Here is a 14,492-nt window from a genome sequence, read left to right as displayed (position 1 = left end):
GAGCCTTTCAACATGCGGCTGCCGGAGCGACTGTTCACCAAGCCCCTGGCGCGCGCGCTGATCGAGCAGCGCCGCAGTCTCGCGCTCGACGCCAATCAGCGTCCTCAAGTCCTCAACGCGCTGGAGGCGCTCTTGATCGCGCCGGAGCTCTTCATGCCGGAAGTCGGCCAATATCTCGGCCTGCGCAGCGTGACGCGGGAGCTCGATCAGGCGCATTCCGACGATGCGTTGCGCGGGGCAGTCGCCAGCCTGTGGGCGCTTGCGGTGACCATTGAGGACGGCGACATCACCGACGTCGACAAGGCGCTTCGCGCGGCGCAGGACGCGCTCAAGCAGGCGCTGGAACGAGGCGCCAGCGACGAAGAGATCAAGAAGCTCACCCAGGACCTGCGCGCGGCGCTGGACAATTTCGTGCGTCAGCTCGCCGAACAGCTTCGCAACAATCCGCAGGCCCTGGCGCGGCCGCTCGACCCCAGGGCCAAGGTCATGCGCCAGCAGGATCTCGATAGCATGATCGACCGCCTGGAGCGGCTGTCGCGTTCCGGCGACAAGGACGCGGCGCGGCAATTGCTCGACCAGCTGGAGCAGATGCTGGAAGGACTGCAACTCGCCCAGCCCGGCCAGCCCGGCGACAACGACATGGAGCAGGCGCTGAACGAACTCGGCGACATGATCCGCAAGCAGCAGCAGTTGCGCGACAAGACGTTCAAGCAGGGCCAGGATTCGCGCCGCAACCGCCAGCACGGCCAGCAGGGCGATCAGTCCATGAACGATCTCCAGCAGGATCAGCAGGGTCTGCGCGACCGGCTGAAGAAACTGCAGCAAGAACTGGCCAAGCGTGGCATGGGACCCAACCAGCGCGGCGAGCAAGGTCAGCAGGGCCAGCAACCCGGACAGGATGGCGATCCGCAGGCCGGCGAGGACGGCGACAATCTCGGTACGGCCGACAATGCGATGGGCGATGCCGGCGGAAAGCTCGGCGATGGTAACGCCGACGGCGCCGTCGATGCCCAAGGCAAGGCGCTGGATGCGTTACGCAAGGGGGCGCAGAACCTCGCCGACGCCATGCAGCAGCAAGACGGTGAAGGCCAGGGCAATGGTCCCGGCAACCGGGTCGGCCGCCAGCAGGGCAATGGCCAGCAAAGCGATCCTCTCGGCAGGCCCTTGCATGGCAAGGATTACGGCGACGATCTGACGGTGAAGATTCCCGGCGAGATCGACGTGCAGCGGGTGCGCCGGATCCTCGAAGAGCTTCGTCGGCGCGCTGCCGACGCAAATCGTCCCCAGACCGAACTCGATTATATCGATCGGCTGCTGAAGGATTATTGAACTCGCCCGTCCACTAAGTCGTCCTCGCCCGCGAAGGCGGGCGATCCAGTATTCCAGCGTTTCTGCTTAGATCGAGACGCCGCGGTGTACTGGATACCCCGCCTGCGCGGGGTATGACCACAGAGGTAGGCACACCTATCGCTAACTCACCTTGCGCGACGCCAGCGCATCGGCAACCGCGGTACGGATATCGGCCACCGAAAACGGTTTGCTGATGACGTCATGCGCGATGGCGCTGAGCCCCGAGGCGCGTTCGCGCTGTTCGGCGTAGCCTGTCATCAGCAAGATCGTCACGTTCGGAAAATCGCGTGCCGCTGCGAGCGCGAGCGCGATCCCGTCCATCACCGGCATCTGGATGTCGGTCAACATCAGCTCAAAGGGGGTGTCCGTCCGGCCCAGGATTTCAAGCGCCTCGGCACCGTCCGAAGCCGTCGTGATGTCGTGACCGTCCATCGCGATCGCGCGCGCGACCAAAAGGCGCATCGATTCCTCATCGTCGACGATCAGAATGCTGGACATCAGGGCACCGGATTTACGATTGCGATCTCGCGGCTTGTTTATGCGCGGCCGCCGGTCAGGTCCCGCTTGTTGAAGAAGCGGACTTCGACGTTGCGTCCGCCGGGCGGGGGCGAGGCAAGCCGTGACTTGAACGCGGCCTTCTCGCCGGGCTTCAGGAACGATTGTTCCAGCACCGCATTCCAGGCGTAAATCTCGGTCCCTGCGGCGTCGCGTATGCTGAAGCGCAGCCGCGGCAGTTCGACCGGCTTGCTCGACTCGTCCGCGATGGCGCCCTCGATCACCAGCATCGAGGTGCCTTCCACGGTCTCGGTCGTCACCTTGACGTCCTGGAACCGCAGCCCGCGCAAATTGACGTCGAGGCCGACTAATTTGTAGAACGCAGCCGTTTGCGGCAGCAGCCGCACCATTTCTGCGCGCCAGATCACGATCGCCAGCACCATGGCCGCCATCGCAACGCAGGCCGTGGCAAGGTTGAAGGGCGCCTTGCGACGAGGCGCGCCACGGACGCCGCCGGGCTTCATGAACCTGCCCAGCCAGGGGAACCGTCCGGATCGCGCCTCGGCGTCGTGCTGATCGTTTCTCGATTCGGCCTGCCATTCGGCCGAACCCTGCCAATCGCCGGCAATGGAGGGGCTTTCGACCTGCGGGGTATCTTGGGGGACATCGTCTTGCTCGCGAGCCATCGCATCCCATTCGGCGGCGGCATCCTGTTCGTTGTGTTGGTCTACTGCTGCGGCCGCCGCTTCCTGATGCGCGTATTCGACCGCATCCTCGGCCCGGGCCAGCCAGGTTTCCTTGCATCGGGAACAACGCACGGTGCGGCCGGCCCCCCCGAGCTTTGCCGGATCAATGCCATAGGATGTTGAACAATGAGGACAAACGATCATGGGCCGCTCTCCGCAAGGACCGGTGCCGCGTTTCCGAGGTGGTTGCCGCAGCCTGATCGCCGTGGCCGGCGGGGCTTCGGAAGCGGGGCGAGAGGATGCTACAAGGCGACCGTTAACGAATCGGAAACCATAAGCGACGCAAAAATCTTGTTATTCCGGTTCGTCGTTGCAGGCGAAGCCGGGCTGACGGCTTTGAGGCTTCCGGCCGCGCCCTTGACCGAACGGAGCTGAACTTGGTTCGGTTCGAAAATGTCGGATTGCGCTACGGGCTCGGCCCGGAGATTTTGCGCGACCTCAGTTTCCTGATTCCCGCGCATTCCTTCCAGTTCCTCACCGGCCCTTCGGGCGCCGGAAAGACCTCGCTGCTGAAGCTGTTGTTCCTGTCGCTGCGGCCGACCCGCGGGCTGGTCAACCTGTTCGGCAATGACGTCTCGCTGCTCAGCAAGGATCAGATCGCGGACCTGCGCAAGCGAATCGGAATCGTGTTGCAGGATTTCCGCCTGCTGGATCACATGACGACGTATGAAAACGTCGCGTTGCCGTTCCGCGTGATGGGGCGGGCAGAGTCGAGCTATCGCAAGGAAGTGATCGACCTCCTGAAATGGGTCGGCCTTGGCGAGCGCATGGACGCTCTGCCGCCCATTTTATCCGGCGGTGAAAAGCAGCGGGCGGCGATTGCGCGCGCGGTCATTTCGCGGCCGCAATTGCTGCTGGCGGACGAGCCGACCGGCAACGTCGATCCAACGCTCGGCCGCCGCCTGTTGCGGCTCTTTATCGAATTGAACAAGTCCGGGACTGCGGTCGTGATCGCGACCCATGATATGACCTTGATGGACCAGTACGATGCCAGGCGGCTGGTGCTGCATCAGGGGCGGTTGCATATCTATGAGTAGAACCGATCACGAGCTTGGACCGCTGGTCGACCTCGGAACCGAGCGTCCGCAGGTTCCGGCGCGTGCGCGCATCATGTCGCCGATCGTGCCGCGCGGCTCGATTTCCGGCAGCGCGCTGGTGGCGGTCGTTGCCATCATGACCTTCCTGGCTTCGATCACCACCGGCACGGTGCTGCTGGTGAGCGCGTCCGCGGCCGAATGGCAGTCCGACGTCGCCAGCGAAATCACGATTCAGGTTCGCCCCAGCCCCGGCCGTGACCTCGACCGCGACTCGGCGGCCGTGGCGGATGCGGTGCGGGCACAGTCCGGCATTGTCGACGTCAGGCAGTTCACGCGCGAAGAATCAGCCAAATTGTTGGAGCCATGGCTTGGCAGCGGGCTTTCGCTCGACGAGTTGCCGGTACCGCGGGTGCTTGTCGCCCGCGTGCAGCCGGGTTCGGCGGTCGACCTCGAAGCGCTGCGCCGCCGGGTGACGCAGGCCGGGCCGACCGCGAGCGTCGACGACCACCGGGCCTGGATCGAGCGGATGCGTTCGATGAGCGGCGCTACCGTGGTGGCCGGCCTTGGCATTCTGGCGCTGGTGATCGTCGCCACGATCATCTCGGTCTCATTCGCCACCCGCGGTGCGATGGCCGCAAACCGGCCCATCGTTGAAGTGCTGCATTTCGTCGGCGCAGGCGACCGCTACATCGCCAACCGCTTCCTGCGGCATTTTCTCAGGCTCGGCCTCGAAGGCGGCGTCATCGGCGGGGGCATCGCCATGCTCGTGTTCGGCTTCTCGGAATCGATTGCGAACTGGTTCTCGGGCACCCCGGTCGGGGATCAATTCGCCGCGCTGCTCGGAACGTTTTCGCTACGCCCCTCAGGGTATCTGGCGCTGGCGGTACAAGCCGTGGCAATCGCGGCGATCACCGCCTGGGCCTCGCGGCGGACGTTATTTGCGACACTCAATGACATCGAATAAGCGTCGGACCCGCGCCGGGAGACGAAAACCGGTTCCCGTTTATCCGGATCATGCCGTAGACTAGCCTACTAAGAGAGGCCCCCCGGCTCTGCCGGGGAGGCAGCAAAAGTTTGACATTTCCGGAAGTCGTCCATCGCCGAAACTCCCGACTCGTGAGCCACCACGCACACGACAAGGAGTTTCGCGATGGACGATTTCGACAGCCTAAGTCACAGCAAATGGGAGTGCAAATACCATGTGGTGTTCATTCCCAAGTACCGCAGGAAGGTGCTTTACGGCGAGTTGCGGCAGCACCTTGGGGATGTTTTCCGTAGATTGGCGATGCAAAAACAGAGCAGGGTGGAAGAAGGGCATCTGATGTCCGATCATGTCCATATGATGCTTTCGATCCCACCAAAATACGCGGTTTCCCAGGTGGTCGGATACATCAAGGGCAAGAGCGCCATCCATCTGGCTCGGGTCTATAGCGAACGGAAGCGCAGCTTTACAGGCCAGCACTTCTGGGCCAGAGGGTACTTCGTCTCGACCGTAGGGCGAGACGAAGAGGTGATAAGGGAATACATCAAGAAGCAGGAGGCCGAGGACTTTCGGCTCGAGCAATTGAATTTATGGCGCTAAGGCCACCTTCAGGTGGCCCCATAAACTTTGGGGCACGTTAGCGCCCCACAGGCCGCTTTGAGCGGCCCAATTACTAAAGCCCCCGGCTTTGCCGGGGGATATTTACTGCCGTCCATTTGAAGTTCCTGCATCGCTGGCGGCAAATTCCGTTCAGGAACTTCAAATGGGAAAGCGGCACTAGAATTATAGCGTTTCTAGTGCCCATGACTTTCCGAAGTTCGTGAACAGTGCGTGCTGAGATGTAGCACGAACTTCGGAAAGTGGACACTAGGGCTGACGAGGGGTCGCTTGGAAATCATGAACCGGCCGTTGACCGATCGATCCGACGCGCTGACTTCCGCGCCACGGAAGAGGCGGGGGAGAATTATCGTCGGCGCGCTTGCCGTTGCATTTGTTGCGGCCACGGCTGGCTTCGTCGGATTCCTTGCCCAATTGCGCGGCACGGAGACCAAGCCGTCGCGCCACGCGGACGGCATCGTCGTTCTCACCGGCGGGGCGTCTCGCGTTTCCGACGCGGTGGAATTGCTCGCGGGCGGCTATGGCCGGCGGCTCCTGATTTCCGGCGTGCATCCGTCGAACGGTGCCAGCGACATCTCGCGCTCGCTGCCGGACAACCAGTCCCTGCTGAATTGCTGCGTCGATCTCGACCGTTCGGCGGTCAACACCCGCAGCAACGCGGCCGAGACGCGGCGTTGGGTGCATGAGAAGGGTTTCAAATCGCTGATCGTGGTGACGTCGAACTACCATATGCCGCGGGCGATCGTCGAATTGTCGCATGCGATGCCCGATATCACGCTTATTCCGTTCGCCGTGGTCGGCGACAAGTGGCGCGAGGAACCCTGGTGGAGCAATGGCGGGACGCTGCGCCTGGTGCTATCGGAGTATGTCAAATACGTCGCTGCCGAGGTGCGGGTGCGTTTGGCGGATATCGGTCTCGACATGACGCGCGAGGCCAATGAGTCGCCGCCGCGCGCCGCGCCGCGCCAGCCGGCGACCGCGCAAGCGAATTAGCCGGTATCAACGATGACTTCCATTTTCCTGCGCTCGTTGGTCTACAATGTGCTGTTCTACTGCCTTCTGATCTTCTGGCTTATTGTCGCGATCCCAACCTTCGTGATGCGGAAGTCGGCGATCATGGCGGTGGCCCGGCTTTGGTCGCGCCAGAGTACCTGGTTGTTGCGCGTCATCTGCAACGTGAGGGTGGAGTTTCGCGGCCTCGATAAAATCCCGAAAGGCGCGCTGGTCGTTGCTTCCAAACATCAGTCGATGTGGGAGACCTTCGCATTGCTGCAGGTGCTGGAGCAGCCGCTTTATATCCTCAAGCGCGAACTGACGCGGATTCCGTTTTTTGGCTGGTATCTGATCAAGGCTGGCATGATTTCCGTTGACCGCAGCGCCGGCGGCCGCGCGCTTTTGAAGATGGTGCGGCAGGCGAGTGAGGAAGTACGAAATGGCCGTCAGCTGATCATTTTCCCTGAGGGTACGCGCCGGCCGCCCGGTGCTCCGCCCGACTATAAGCCTGGCGTTGCGCAACTTTATGCGAGTTGCCGCACGAACTGTCTGCCGATTGCGCTCAATTCAGGATTGTTCTGGCCGCGCCGAACCTTCATGCGTTATCCGGGCACGTTGGTGGTCGAATTTCTCGACCTTCTGCCACCGGGTCTTCCACGTGACGAATTCCTGAAGCGAATTTCGGCCGTCATCGAGGAGGCGACCCGGCGGTTGGTCGAGGCCGGGCAGCAGGAGCAGGCGCAATTGTTTGACCGTGCAAAAAAATCGTAGATCTAGCGGAGGGCTGGCGCTTCATCATGAAGCATCGCTGCGAGTTGATGCAGCTGCGCATCGCGAAAGCCCTGCGCCTCGATCGATCTTACCGTCTCAAGTACATAGTCGCGGTTGTTGCCTGAGCGGCCGTGGCCCTGGCGCACGTAACGTAACTGGTCCTGCAGCGAGAGCCGTCCGGCATATTGAACATGGCCGCGGTCGACGACATAGGCGAGCGCCGCGACCCGCTGGCGAGGCTCATTTTCCAGCCAGACCGAACGCATCACCTCGCGATAGACACGGGTGGTTTGTTCGCGGCCGCGCAAGTACCCGATGACCTCCTCGCGCCGCCTCGCTGCCACGCGAAATGCAATGCCGCGGCAAGCGCCGCCGCGGTCGAGGCCCAGCACCAGTCCGGGCTTTTCCGGGGTTCCGCGATGATCGAATGAATAGACGCACAGGCCGCGGTGCTCGCCGATCAGCCGCGCCGGCGCCTGCTCGAGAAATTCGAATCCCGGCCGCCACATCAGCGAGCCATAGCCGAACACCCAGAAATCTTCGCGGGAACGTTTGGAAAGTTCTTGGTCGGACATTCAATAGATCGCTACCAGAACATCCCTAGGAAACGAAGGGAAATCCGGTTCTTAAAGGCCCGCGGGTGGCCGCTTACATTTGACAAAATTGACGGCCAATGGTCCGTCTATGGCTACCATGACCCTTGCTCCCGACGCCCGCCGCCGCCGCTCGCGGTGGCTGCTTTTCCTGATGCCGATCCTGCTCCTGATTGCCGCTGCGGCATGGAGCGCGTTCTGGTTCTACGCCGTCTCGCAAGCCAAGGTGAAGGCGGATGCCTGGCGTACCCAGGAGGCCAAGTCGGGCCGCAGCTATGACTGTGCCAAGCAGTCGATCGGCGGTTATCCGTTCCGGCTCGAGGTGCGATGCGATGGTGCGCGCGTCACCCTGACATCGCAGACAGCAGGCGCGGCCCAGCCGGTGACCATCAATCTTGGCCAAATCCTTGCGGTCGCACAGGTCTACGATCCGAAGTTGCTGATCGCGGAATTCCATGCGCCCGCGACGATTTCCGAATCGCAAAATACCCCGGCGATGCAGGTGAACTGGAGCACGGCGCGCTCGAGCGTGGTCGGATTGCCGGCCATCCCGCAGCGCGCCTCGATCGTGTTCGATGACGTCACGGTCGACCGCGTCAACAGCAGCTCGGTGCAGGTGCCGGTGGCGCGCGCCAAGCATGTCGAATTGCACGGCCGAATGGCCGAAGGCTCTACGCCCAAGAATCCTGTCATCGAAACCGTGCTGGAGATCCAGGCAGGCAGCGTGCAGGACGTCCATCCGCTGCTGGCCCGGCCGTTCGCCGCCGATATCCACGCAAAACTGAGCGGCCTGAAGGATCTGGCGCCAAAACCGTGGCCGCAGCGGCTTCGCGAGCTTCAGGCCAATGGCGGCCACGTCGAGATCGTCCAGTCGCGCATTCAGCAGGACGACCTGATCGCGGTCGCCGCGGGGACGCTCGAGCTCGATGCGCAGGGGCGTATCGACGGCGAGCTGCAAATGACGGTCGCCGGCATCGAGAAGGTCATTCCCGCGCTCGGCATCGAGAAAATGCTCGAACAGGGCGTGCCGCAGGCGACGCTTGATCGGGTCGCGCCGGGCGTCAAGTCGCAGGATGTCACCAATCTGCTCGGGGCGCTCGACAGGGCCATCCCCGGCCTCGGCAAGGTGGTGAAGCAGAACGCCAACGTCGGCGTCGCCGCCGGCATCAATGCGCTTGGCAAGGAGGCGACACTGGAAGGCAAGCGGGCGCGCACCTTCCCGCTGCGTTTTGCCGATGGCGATGTCTATCTCGGTCCGCTGAAAGTAGGCCAGGTCCCGCCGCTGTTCTGAACGTTGGATTGCTGGATCAAGTCTGGCAATGAGGTCAAGATTTCTTTGCCAGTTGCTCATGCGGGCGGCCGAAGTCGGCCGCCGCCGAATCCTGTCCGGTCTCGACGATGCCGCGCCGGATCGCGCGGGTGCGCGTAAAGTGCTCGAACAAGGCTTCGCCATCGCCGCGCCGGATCGCACGGGTGAGCTTCGAGAGGTCCTCGTTGAAGGTGCCGAGCATTTCCAGAACGGCGTCCTTGTTGGCGAGAAACACGTCGCGCCACATGGTCGGATCGGAAGCCGCAATGCGGGTGAAATCCCGAAAACCGCCGGCGGAGAATTTGATCACTTCGGACGACGTCACCTGCGCCAGCTCGTCGGCGGTGCCGACGATCGTGTAGGCAATCAGATGCGGCAGGTGGCTTGTGATTGCGAGCACGAGGTCATGATGCTCGGGCGTCATCACTTCGACCTTGGCGCCGAGTGCGGTCCAGAACGCGCGCAGCTTTTCGGTCGCTTTCGCGTCGGTGCCCTCGGGAGGGGTGAGAATACACCAGCGGTTGATGAAGAGTTCAGCAAACCCTGAATCGGGGCCGGAATTCTCGGTGCCGGCGACCGGATGCGCCGGCACGAAATGGGCGCTCACAGGCAGATGCGGCGCCATGTCCTTGACCACCGAAGCCTTGACCGAGCCGACATCGGAGATGATGACGCCCGGCTTGAGATGATCCGCGATTTCCGCCGCGACCGGACCGCAGGCGCCGACGGGGATGCAGAGGATCACAAGGTCGGCGCCTTGAACCGCCTCCACATTGGTTTCAACGACGCGATCGACGACGCCGAGCTCCATCACGCGCTCGCGCGTTTTCGCCGAGCGCGCGGTGGTGACGATTTCCTTTGCCAGCCCTTGCTGGCGCGCGGCGCGCGCGATCGAGCCGCCGATCAGCCCGAACCCGATCAGCGCGATGCGATCGAAATGTGCTGGCCTGCTCACTTCGAACCCATGAAATCAGTGAGGCCCCGGACGACGAGCCGGTTCGCTTCCTCGGTGCCGATCGTCAGCCTCAAGGCATCCGGCAGCTTGTAGTTTTTCAACCCCCGCAGCACCAGGCCGCGCTTGGTGAGAAACGCATCCGCATCCGCCGCCGTCTTGCCCTTGTCGGGCGGGAAGTGGATCAGCACGAAATTGGCGACGCTCGGAGTTACCTTGAGGCCGAGTTTCGTCAGTTCATCCGCGAGCCAGCTCCGCCACTTCTCGGTGTGGATCCTCGACATCTCCTGGTGCGCGGTGTCTTCGATCGCCGCGATTGCCGCTAGCATCGCCGGCGTCGATACGTTGAACGGGCCACGGATGCGGTTGCAAGCGTCGATGATGTGGGCAGGGCCGAACATCCAGCCGATGCGAAGGGCCGCAAGACCGTGAATCTTCGAGAACGTGTGGGTCATCACGGTATTTTCCGTGGTCGCCACCAGTTCGATGCCCATCTCGTAATCGTTGCGCGACACGTAGTCGGCATAGGCCGCGTCCAGCACCAGGAGCACATGCGACGGCAATCCGGCGCGCAACCGCTTCACCTCATCGAACGGCAGATAGGTGCCGGTCGGGTTGTTGGGGTTGGCGAGCCAGACGAGCTTGGTGCGCGGCGTGACGAGCTTGAGGATCGCATCGACATTGGCCGTGAATTCGCTCTCCGGCGCGACCACGTTGATGGCGCCGTTCGCCATGGTTGCGATCGGATAGACCAGGAATCCGTGAGTCGTGGAAATCGCCTCGTCGCCCTGGTCGAGATAAGTGTGCGCCAGCAGGTTGAGGACTTCGTCCGACCCCGCGCCGCAGATGATACGGTCGGGATCGAGCCCGAAGGTACGCCCGATTGCCTCGCGCAGAATGCGCGACGTGCCTTCCGGATAGTCCTCGAGATGCGCCGCGGCGTTCTTGTAGGCTTCGATCGCCTTCGGCGAGGGACCGAACGGCGTCTCATTGGCCGACAGCTTGAACACCTTGCGACCCGGCTCGGCTATCGGGCTCTTGCCGGGCGTATAGGGCGCAATATCGAGAATGCCGGGATTCGGCACGGGGCGGGACATCTTTGGCTCCGGAATGACGGGACGGCTTTATTTCTTCGCGGCCCCGTTAGGGGGTACCGTATAGCGCGTTGCGTGGCTGCCGACGAGGGCCGATGAGCGCACCGAGGCGCCGGCCGCGATCAGGGCCGACTTGATCTTTTCAAGATGGCCGGCTGTGACCGACACCAGAAGCGCCGCGCCGTCGAAGGCCGTGTCCGGTACCGTGACGATCTCAGCCAAAGGCGACAGCGCGCGGGCGATTTCAGCATTCCAGCCGGAGACGCGCACGCTCCACGTCTCGACCTCCGTCACCATGGCGCTGTCGGCGACGCGCGACACCACAAACACCGGCAGCGCCGCCGGATGGTCGGCGCGTTCGACGAAAGGCAGCCGCGCGATGATCTTCGGCGCCTCGTTCGGTTCGAGCGCGACCCACCATGGCGTGCGGCTGGAGGTTGCCGACACCAGCGCCAGGTCGCCCTTGGATTTAGCGACCGCCTCGACCGCCGCCGGCGCATTGAAATGCGAGACGTAGGGCACCGTGAAGCCGAAATGAAACCGCGCGGAGTCCCGCATCGCGGGTTCGCTCACCGAAATGTCGGCATGCACCGAGAACGGCGCCTGCACATAAGTGAAGGTCGAGATGATGACGCGCCAGATGCTCTCGACGGTGTCGAGCGGCAGGATGCCGCGATGACGCTGCACCAGGCGCCGCATCATATCGGCCTCGCGCGCCGGCCGGAATGCGGATCCCACTTCCTGGGTCTTCTTCACCCGGATCAGGCGATCGATGATGTCGCCGCGCTGCATCAACAGGCTGTGTACCTGGGAATCGATCGAGTCGATCTCCTGGCGCAGTTCGGCGAGCGATGGCGGTGAGGGCGGTGGCTTGGACATCTGGAAAACCTGACGAATATCGCTCCTTATCCTGAGGAGCGCGAAAGCGCGTCTCGAAGGATGCAGGCTCGTTCTCCCTCATGGTTCGAGACGGCGCAAGGGCGCGTCTCGCCATGCAGGGCCGACCTGCCGATTAACCATGGCCTTGCCTTGACGATGAGGGGCCAAGAGACTAATTTTATGTCGTTCCGTGGTCATTTGAGCCGGCCGGCTTGCAGCCACGTTAAACAACTCGCTAAACAGGCCGGGGACCAAGATGATCCCGGCCGAACTTTCGTTCAGGCCGGATTTTTTATGGCCTGATTTCCGGGCGGTTTCGAAAGAACCGGCCCGAGGGATCGGTTTACGATGGTAAAAGTGCAGTCCATACCAAGCCCCGCGATCCACGCCGATGAGCGGTCGCAGGAGGCCGACCATCCGAGCTCCAGGGTTGCGCAGTTTGGCGCCGACCAGCCGCTGCGGCTCGATTGCGGCATCGATCTCGTGCCGTTTCAGATCGCCTATCAGACCTATGGCGAACTCAACGCCGAGCGCTCCAACGCCATTCTGGTTTGCCATGCGCTGACCGGCGATCAGCACGTCTTCAACATGCATCCCGTGACCGGCAAGCCCGGCTGGTGGGAAACCATGGTCGGTCCCGGCCGCCCGCTCGATACGGACCGCTACTTCATCATCTCTTCGAACGTGATCGGCGGCTGCATGGGCTCGACGGGGCCGGCCTCGACCAATCCCGCGACCGGCAAGCCATGGGGGCTCGATTTTCCGATCGTTACCATTCCCGACATGGTGCGGGCGCAGGCGATGCTGCTCGATCGCTTGGGCATCGAGACGCTGTTCTCCGTGGTCGGCGGCTCGATGGGCGGCATGCAGGCACTGCAATGGACGGCGGCCTTTCCGGAGCGCGTTTTCTCGACGCTGGCGATCGCATGCTCGACGCGGCATTCGGCGCAGAACATCGCCTTCCACGAACTCGGCCGCCAGGCGGTGATGGCCGATCCCGAATGGAAAAACGGCCGCTATTTCGAAAACGGCACCCACCCACATCGCGGCCTCGGTGTTGCGCGCATGGCCGCGCACATCACCTATCTGTCGGACGCCGCTCTACACCGCAAGTTCGGCCGGCGGATGCAGGATCGCGAATTGCCGACATTCTCGTTTGACGCCGACTTCCAGGTCGAAAGCTATCTGCGTTATCAGGGTTCGTCGTTTGTCGAGCGGTTCGATGCCAACAGCTACCTCTATCTGACGCGAGCGATGGATTACTTCGACATTGCCGCCGATCACGAAGGCGTCCTCGCGCGTGCCTTTCGCGGCATCAAGACCCGCTTCTGCGTGGTGTCGTTCACCAGCGACTGGCTGTTTCCAACCTCGGAGTCGCGTGCGCTGGTGCACGCACTCAACGCGTCCAGCGCCCGGGTCTCGTTTGCCGAAATCGAAACCGACCGCGGGCATGACGCCTTCCTGCTCGACGTGCCGGAGTTCTTCGACATCTCGCGGGCGTTCCTGCAATCGGCAGCGAAAGCGCGCGGGCTTTCGGGAGACGGCGCATGACGTTGCAGCAGCAGGCCCTGCCGCTGAGCCCGGCGGCCAAGCACGACGGCAGCGCAACCCATCGTGGTGACTACCTCCTGGTCGCTGGAATGGTCGCGCCCGGCTCGAAGGTGCTCGACGTCGGTTGCGGCGATGGCGATCTGTTGCAGTTGCTGGAGAGCCGCGGCATCGACGGCCGCGGCATCGAGCTGTCGCGCGAGGGCGTCAACCGTTGCGTCGCCAAGGGGCTGGCGGTGGTGCAAGGCGACGCCGACACCGACCTCGGCAATTACCCTGACGATGCCTTCGATTATGTGATCCTGTCGCAGACCCTGCAGGCGACGCGGCAGCCCAAGGCGGTGCTGGAAAATCTCCTGCGGATCGGTAGCCGCGCCATCGTGTCGTTTCCGAACTTCGGCTTCTGGCGGATGCGCCTGCAGCTTCTGGTCGGCGGACATATGCCGCGCACAGAGAACCTGCCGGCGACCTGGTACGACACGCCCAACATCCATTTCTGCACCATCAAGGATTTCGTGCAGCTTTGCGACGAGATCTCGGTCAAGATGGAGCGTGCGGTCGCGCTCGATCTGTACGGCCGGCCGCTGCGGCTGAGTGCGCCCTGGTGGTTCTGGAACATGTTCGGCGAACAGGGCGTGTTTCTCCTGAGCAGAGCGGGGAAGGCGAAGTGACGCCGCAGGCGTCATTCCGGGGCGCGAGCATCTTTGCAAGCGAACTATGATGTGCATTTGCACATCAGAGAATCTCGAGATTCCGGGTCTGGTCCTTCGGACCATCCCGGAATGACATCCCGCCAAAACCGACCTCGGATCGCGTACGCCCCAGCGGTTGAGCCTCACGACTGCGCCGGACCCGCAGTCCTTGATGTGACGATGTTTGGCTCACTAAGTCGTCCCGGCGAACCGCGCCCGCCCGCTGCTTCTGATTCACTTGTCAAACAGCCTCGACATGCGGGCCTCGTGGTTCGAGACGCGCGGCGTCGCCGCGCTCCTAATACGAAACTGGGCAGTCAGGCGGCGATCGGTCTGATGTCGACGGTATATCCGAGATGTTCGAGGCTGCGAACCAGACGTTTGGTTCGAGTGCTGCTGCTGTGGCGATGGAAGTGGTCGGCACCGAGGTCGT

At 62.9% G+C, this 14,492-nt stretch carries 15 protein-coding genes and 1 riboswitch; of the genes, 9 read left to right on the top strand and 6 right to left on the bottom strand.

Features of this window, described 5'->3' with window-relative positions; genetic code table 11:
• Window positions 1-1,329: TIGR02302 family protein (locus M6D32_RS15750; protein ID WP_298257784.1), on the top strand; the 1,329-nt coding region annotated here is incomplete at its 5' end.
• Between the two features lie 141 nt (window positions 1,330-1,470).
• Here the strand turns inward: M6D32_RS15750 and M6D32_RS15745 are convergent.
• Window positions 1,471-1,848 (bottom strand): response regulator, encoded by a 378-nt coding sequence (locus M6D32_RS15745; protein WP_298257782.1) that lies wholly within the window; start codon window positions 1,846-1,848, stop codon window positions 1,471-1,473.
• A 38-nt stretch (window positions 1,849-1,886) separates the two neighbouring features.
• The gene (locus tag M6D32_RS15740) at window positions 1,887-2,735 is read right to left on the bottom strand and encodes an MJ0042-type zinc finger domain-containing protein (protein ID WP_298257780.1); all 849 of its coding nucleotides are present in this window, start codon (window positions 2,733-2,735) and stop codon (window positions 1,887-1,889) included.
• 233 nt (window positions 2,736-2,968) lie between these two features.
• Between M6D32_RS15740 and ftsE the strand changes: the two genes are divergently transcribed.
• From ftsE to M6D32_RS15715, 5 genes are all read left to right on the top strand, one after another.
• Window positions 2,969-3,628 carry a cell division ATP-binding protein FtsE gene (gene ftsE / locus M6D32_RS15735; protein ID WP_298257778.1) on the top strand — a complete coding sequence of 220 codons (660 nt, stop codon included), beginning with the start codon at window positions 2,969-2,971 and terminating at the stop codon, window positions 3,626-3,628.
• Window positions 3,621-4,592, top strand: coding sequence for an ABC transporter permease (locus tag M6D32_RS15730; RefSeq protein ID WP_298257775.1), 972 nt, complete (start codon window positions 3,621-3,623; stop codon window positions 4,590-4,592). Before ftsE ends, M6D32_RS15730 begins: the two co-directional genes overlap by 8 nt.
• 186 nt (window positions 4,593-4,778) lie before the next feature.
• Window positions 4,779-5,210, top strand: a complete 432-nt coding sequence (tnpA, locus tag M6D32_RS15725) for an IS200/IS605 family transposase (RefSeq protein ID WP_298257773.1) — start codon at window positions 4,779-4,781, stop codon at window positions 5,208-5,210.
• Between the two features lie 297 nt (window positions 5,211-5,507).
• On the top strand, window positions 5,508-6,221 hold the full coding sequence (locus tag M6D32_RS15720) for a YdcF family protein (protein WP_298257771.1): 714 nt from the start codon (window positions 5,508-5,510) through the stop codon (window positions 6,219-6,221).
• 12 nt (window positions 6,222-6,233) lie between these two features.
• Window positions 6,234-6,992, top strand: coding sequence for a lysophospholipid acyltransferase family protein (locus tag M6D32_RS15715; RefSeq protein WP_298257769.1), 759 nt, complete (start codon window positions 6,234-6,236; stop codon window positions 6,990-6,992).
• Between the two features lie 2 nt (window positions 6,993-6,994).
• On the opposite strand, the gene M6D32_RS15710 is transcribed toward M6D32_RS15715, so the two are convergent.
• Window positions 6,995-7,567, bottom strand: a complete 573-nt coding sequence (locus M6D32_RS15710) for a gamma-glutamylcyclotransferase (protein WP_298257767.1) — start codon at window positions 7,565-7,567, stop codon at window positions 6,995-6,997.
• A 109-nt stretch (window positions 7,568-7,676) separates the two neighbouring features.
• On the opposite strand from M6D32_RS15710, the gene M6D32_RS15705 reads away from it, so the two are divergent.
• Window positions 7,677-8,876, top strand: coding sequence for a DUF2125 domain-containing protein (locus M6D32_RS15705; protein WP_298257765.1), 1,200 nt, complete (start codon window positions 7,677-7,679; stop codon window positions 8,874-8,876).
• A 34-nt stretch (window positions 8,877-8,910) separates the two neighbouring features.
• Here the strand turns inward: M6D32_RS15705 and M6D32_RS15700 are convergent, their stop codons facing one another.
• Genes M6D32_RS15700 through M6D32_RS15690 form a run of 3 tightly spaced genes read right to left on the bottom strand, consistent with a single transcriptional unit; the run spans window position 8,911 to window position 11,819 of the window.
• On the bottom strand, window positions 8,911-9,849 hold the full coding sequence (locus tag M6D32_RS15700) for a prephenate/arogenate dehydrogenase family protein (RefSeq protein ID WP_298257763.1): 939 nt from the start codon (window positions 9,847-9,849) through the stop codon (window positions 8,911-8,913).
• Window positions 9,846-10,943: a histidinol-phosphate transaminase gene (hisC, locus tag M6D32_RS15695; protein ID WP_298257761.1), complete on the bottom strand. Its 1,098-nt coding sequence runs from the start codon at window positions 10,941-10,943 to the stop codon at window positions 9,846-9,848. Before hisC ends, M6D32_RS15700 begins: the two co-directional genes overlap by 4 nt.
• Before the next feature lie 27 nt (window positions 10,944-10,970).
• A complete protein-coding gene (locus M6D32_RS15690) occupies window positions 10,971-11,819 on the bottom strand; it encodes a chorismate mutase (RefSeq protein WP_298257759.1) in 849 nt (282 codons plus the stop codon).
• Window positions 11,820-11,999: 180 nt separating this feature from the next.
• Window positions 12,000-12,079, top strand: a riboswitch (SAM riboswitch).
• 88 nt (window positions 12,080-12,167) lie between these two features.
• Here M6D32_RS15690 and M6D32_RS15685 point away from each other — a divergent pair.
• Together M6D32_RS15685 and metW are read left to right on the top strand one after the other, a co-directional pair.
• Window positions 12,168-13,370: a homoserine O-acetyltransferase gene (locus tag M6D32_RS15685; RefSeq protein WP_298257757.1), complete on the top strand. Its 1,203-nt coding sequence runs from the start codon at window positions 12,168-12,170 to the stop codon at window positions 13,368-13,370.
• Entirely contained in the window at window positions 13,367-14,038 is a 672-nt protein-coding gene (gene metW / locus M6D32_RS15680; protein ID WP_298257755.1) for a methionine biosynthesis protein MetW, read from the top strand. Before M6D32_RS15685 ends, metW begins: the two co-directional genes overlap by 4 nt.
• Window positions 14,039-14,492: the final 454 nt, after the last annotated feature.

Source organism: Bradyrhizobium sp. (assembly GCF_027307225.1).
Taxonomy (GTDB): domain Bacteria; phylum Pseudomonadota; class Alphaproteobacteria; order Rhizobiales; family Xanthobacteraceae; genus Bradyrhizobium.
This window is presented reverse-complemented; position numbering and strand designations above follow the sequence as displayed.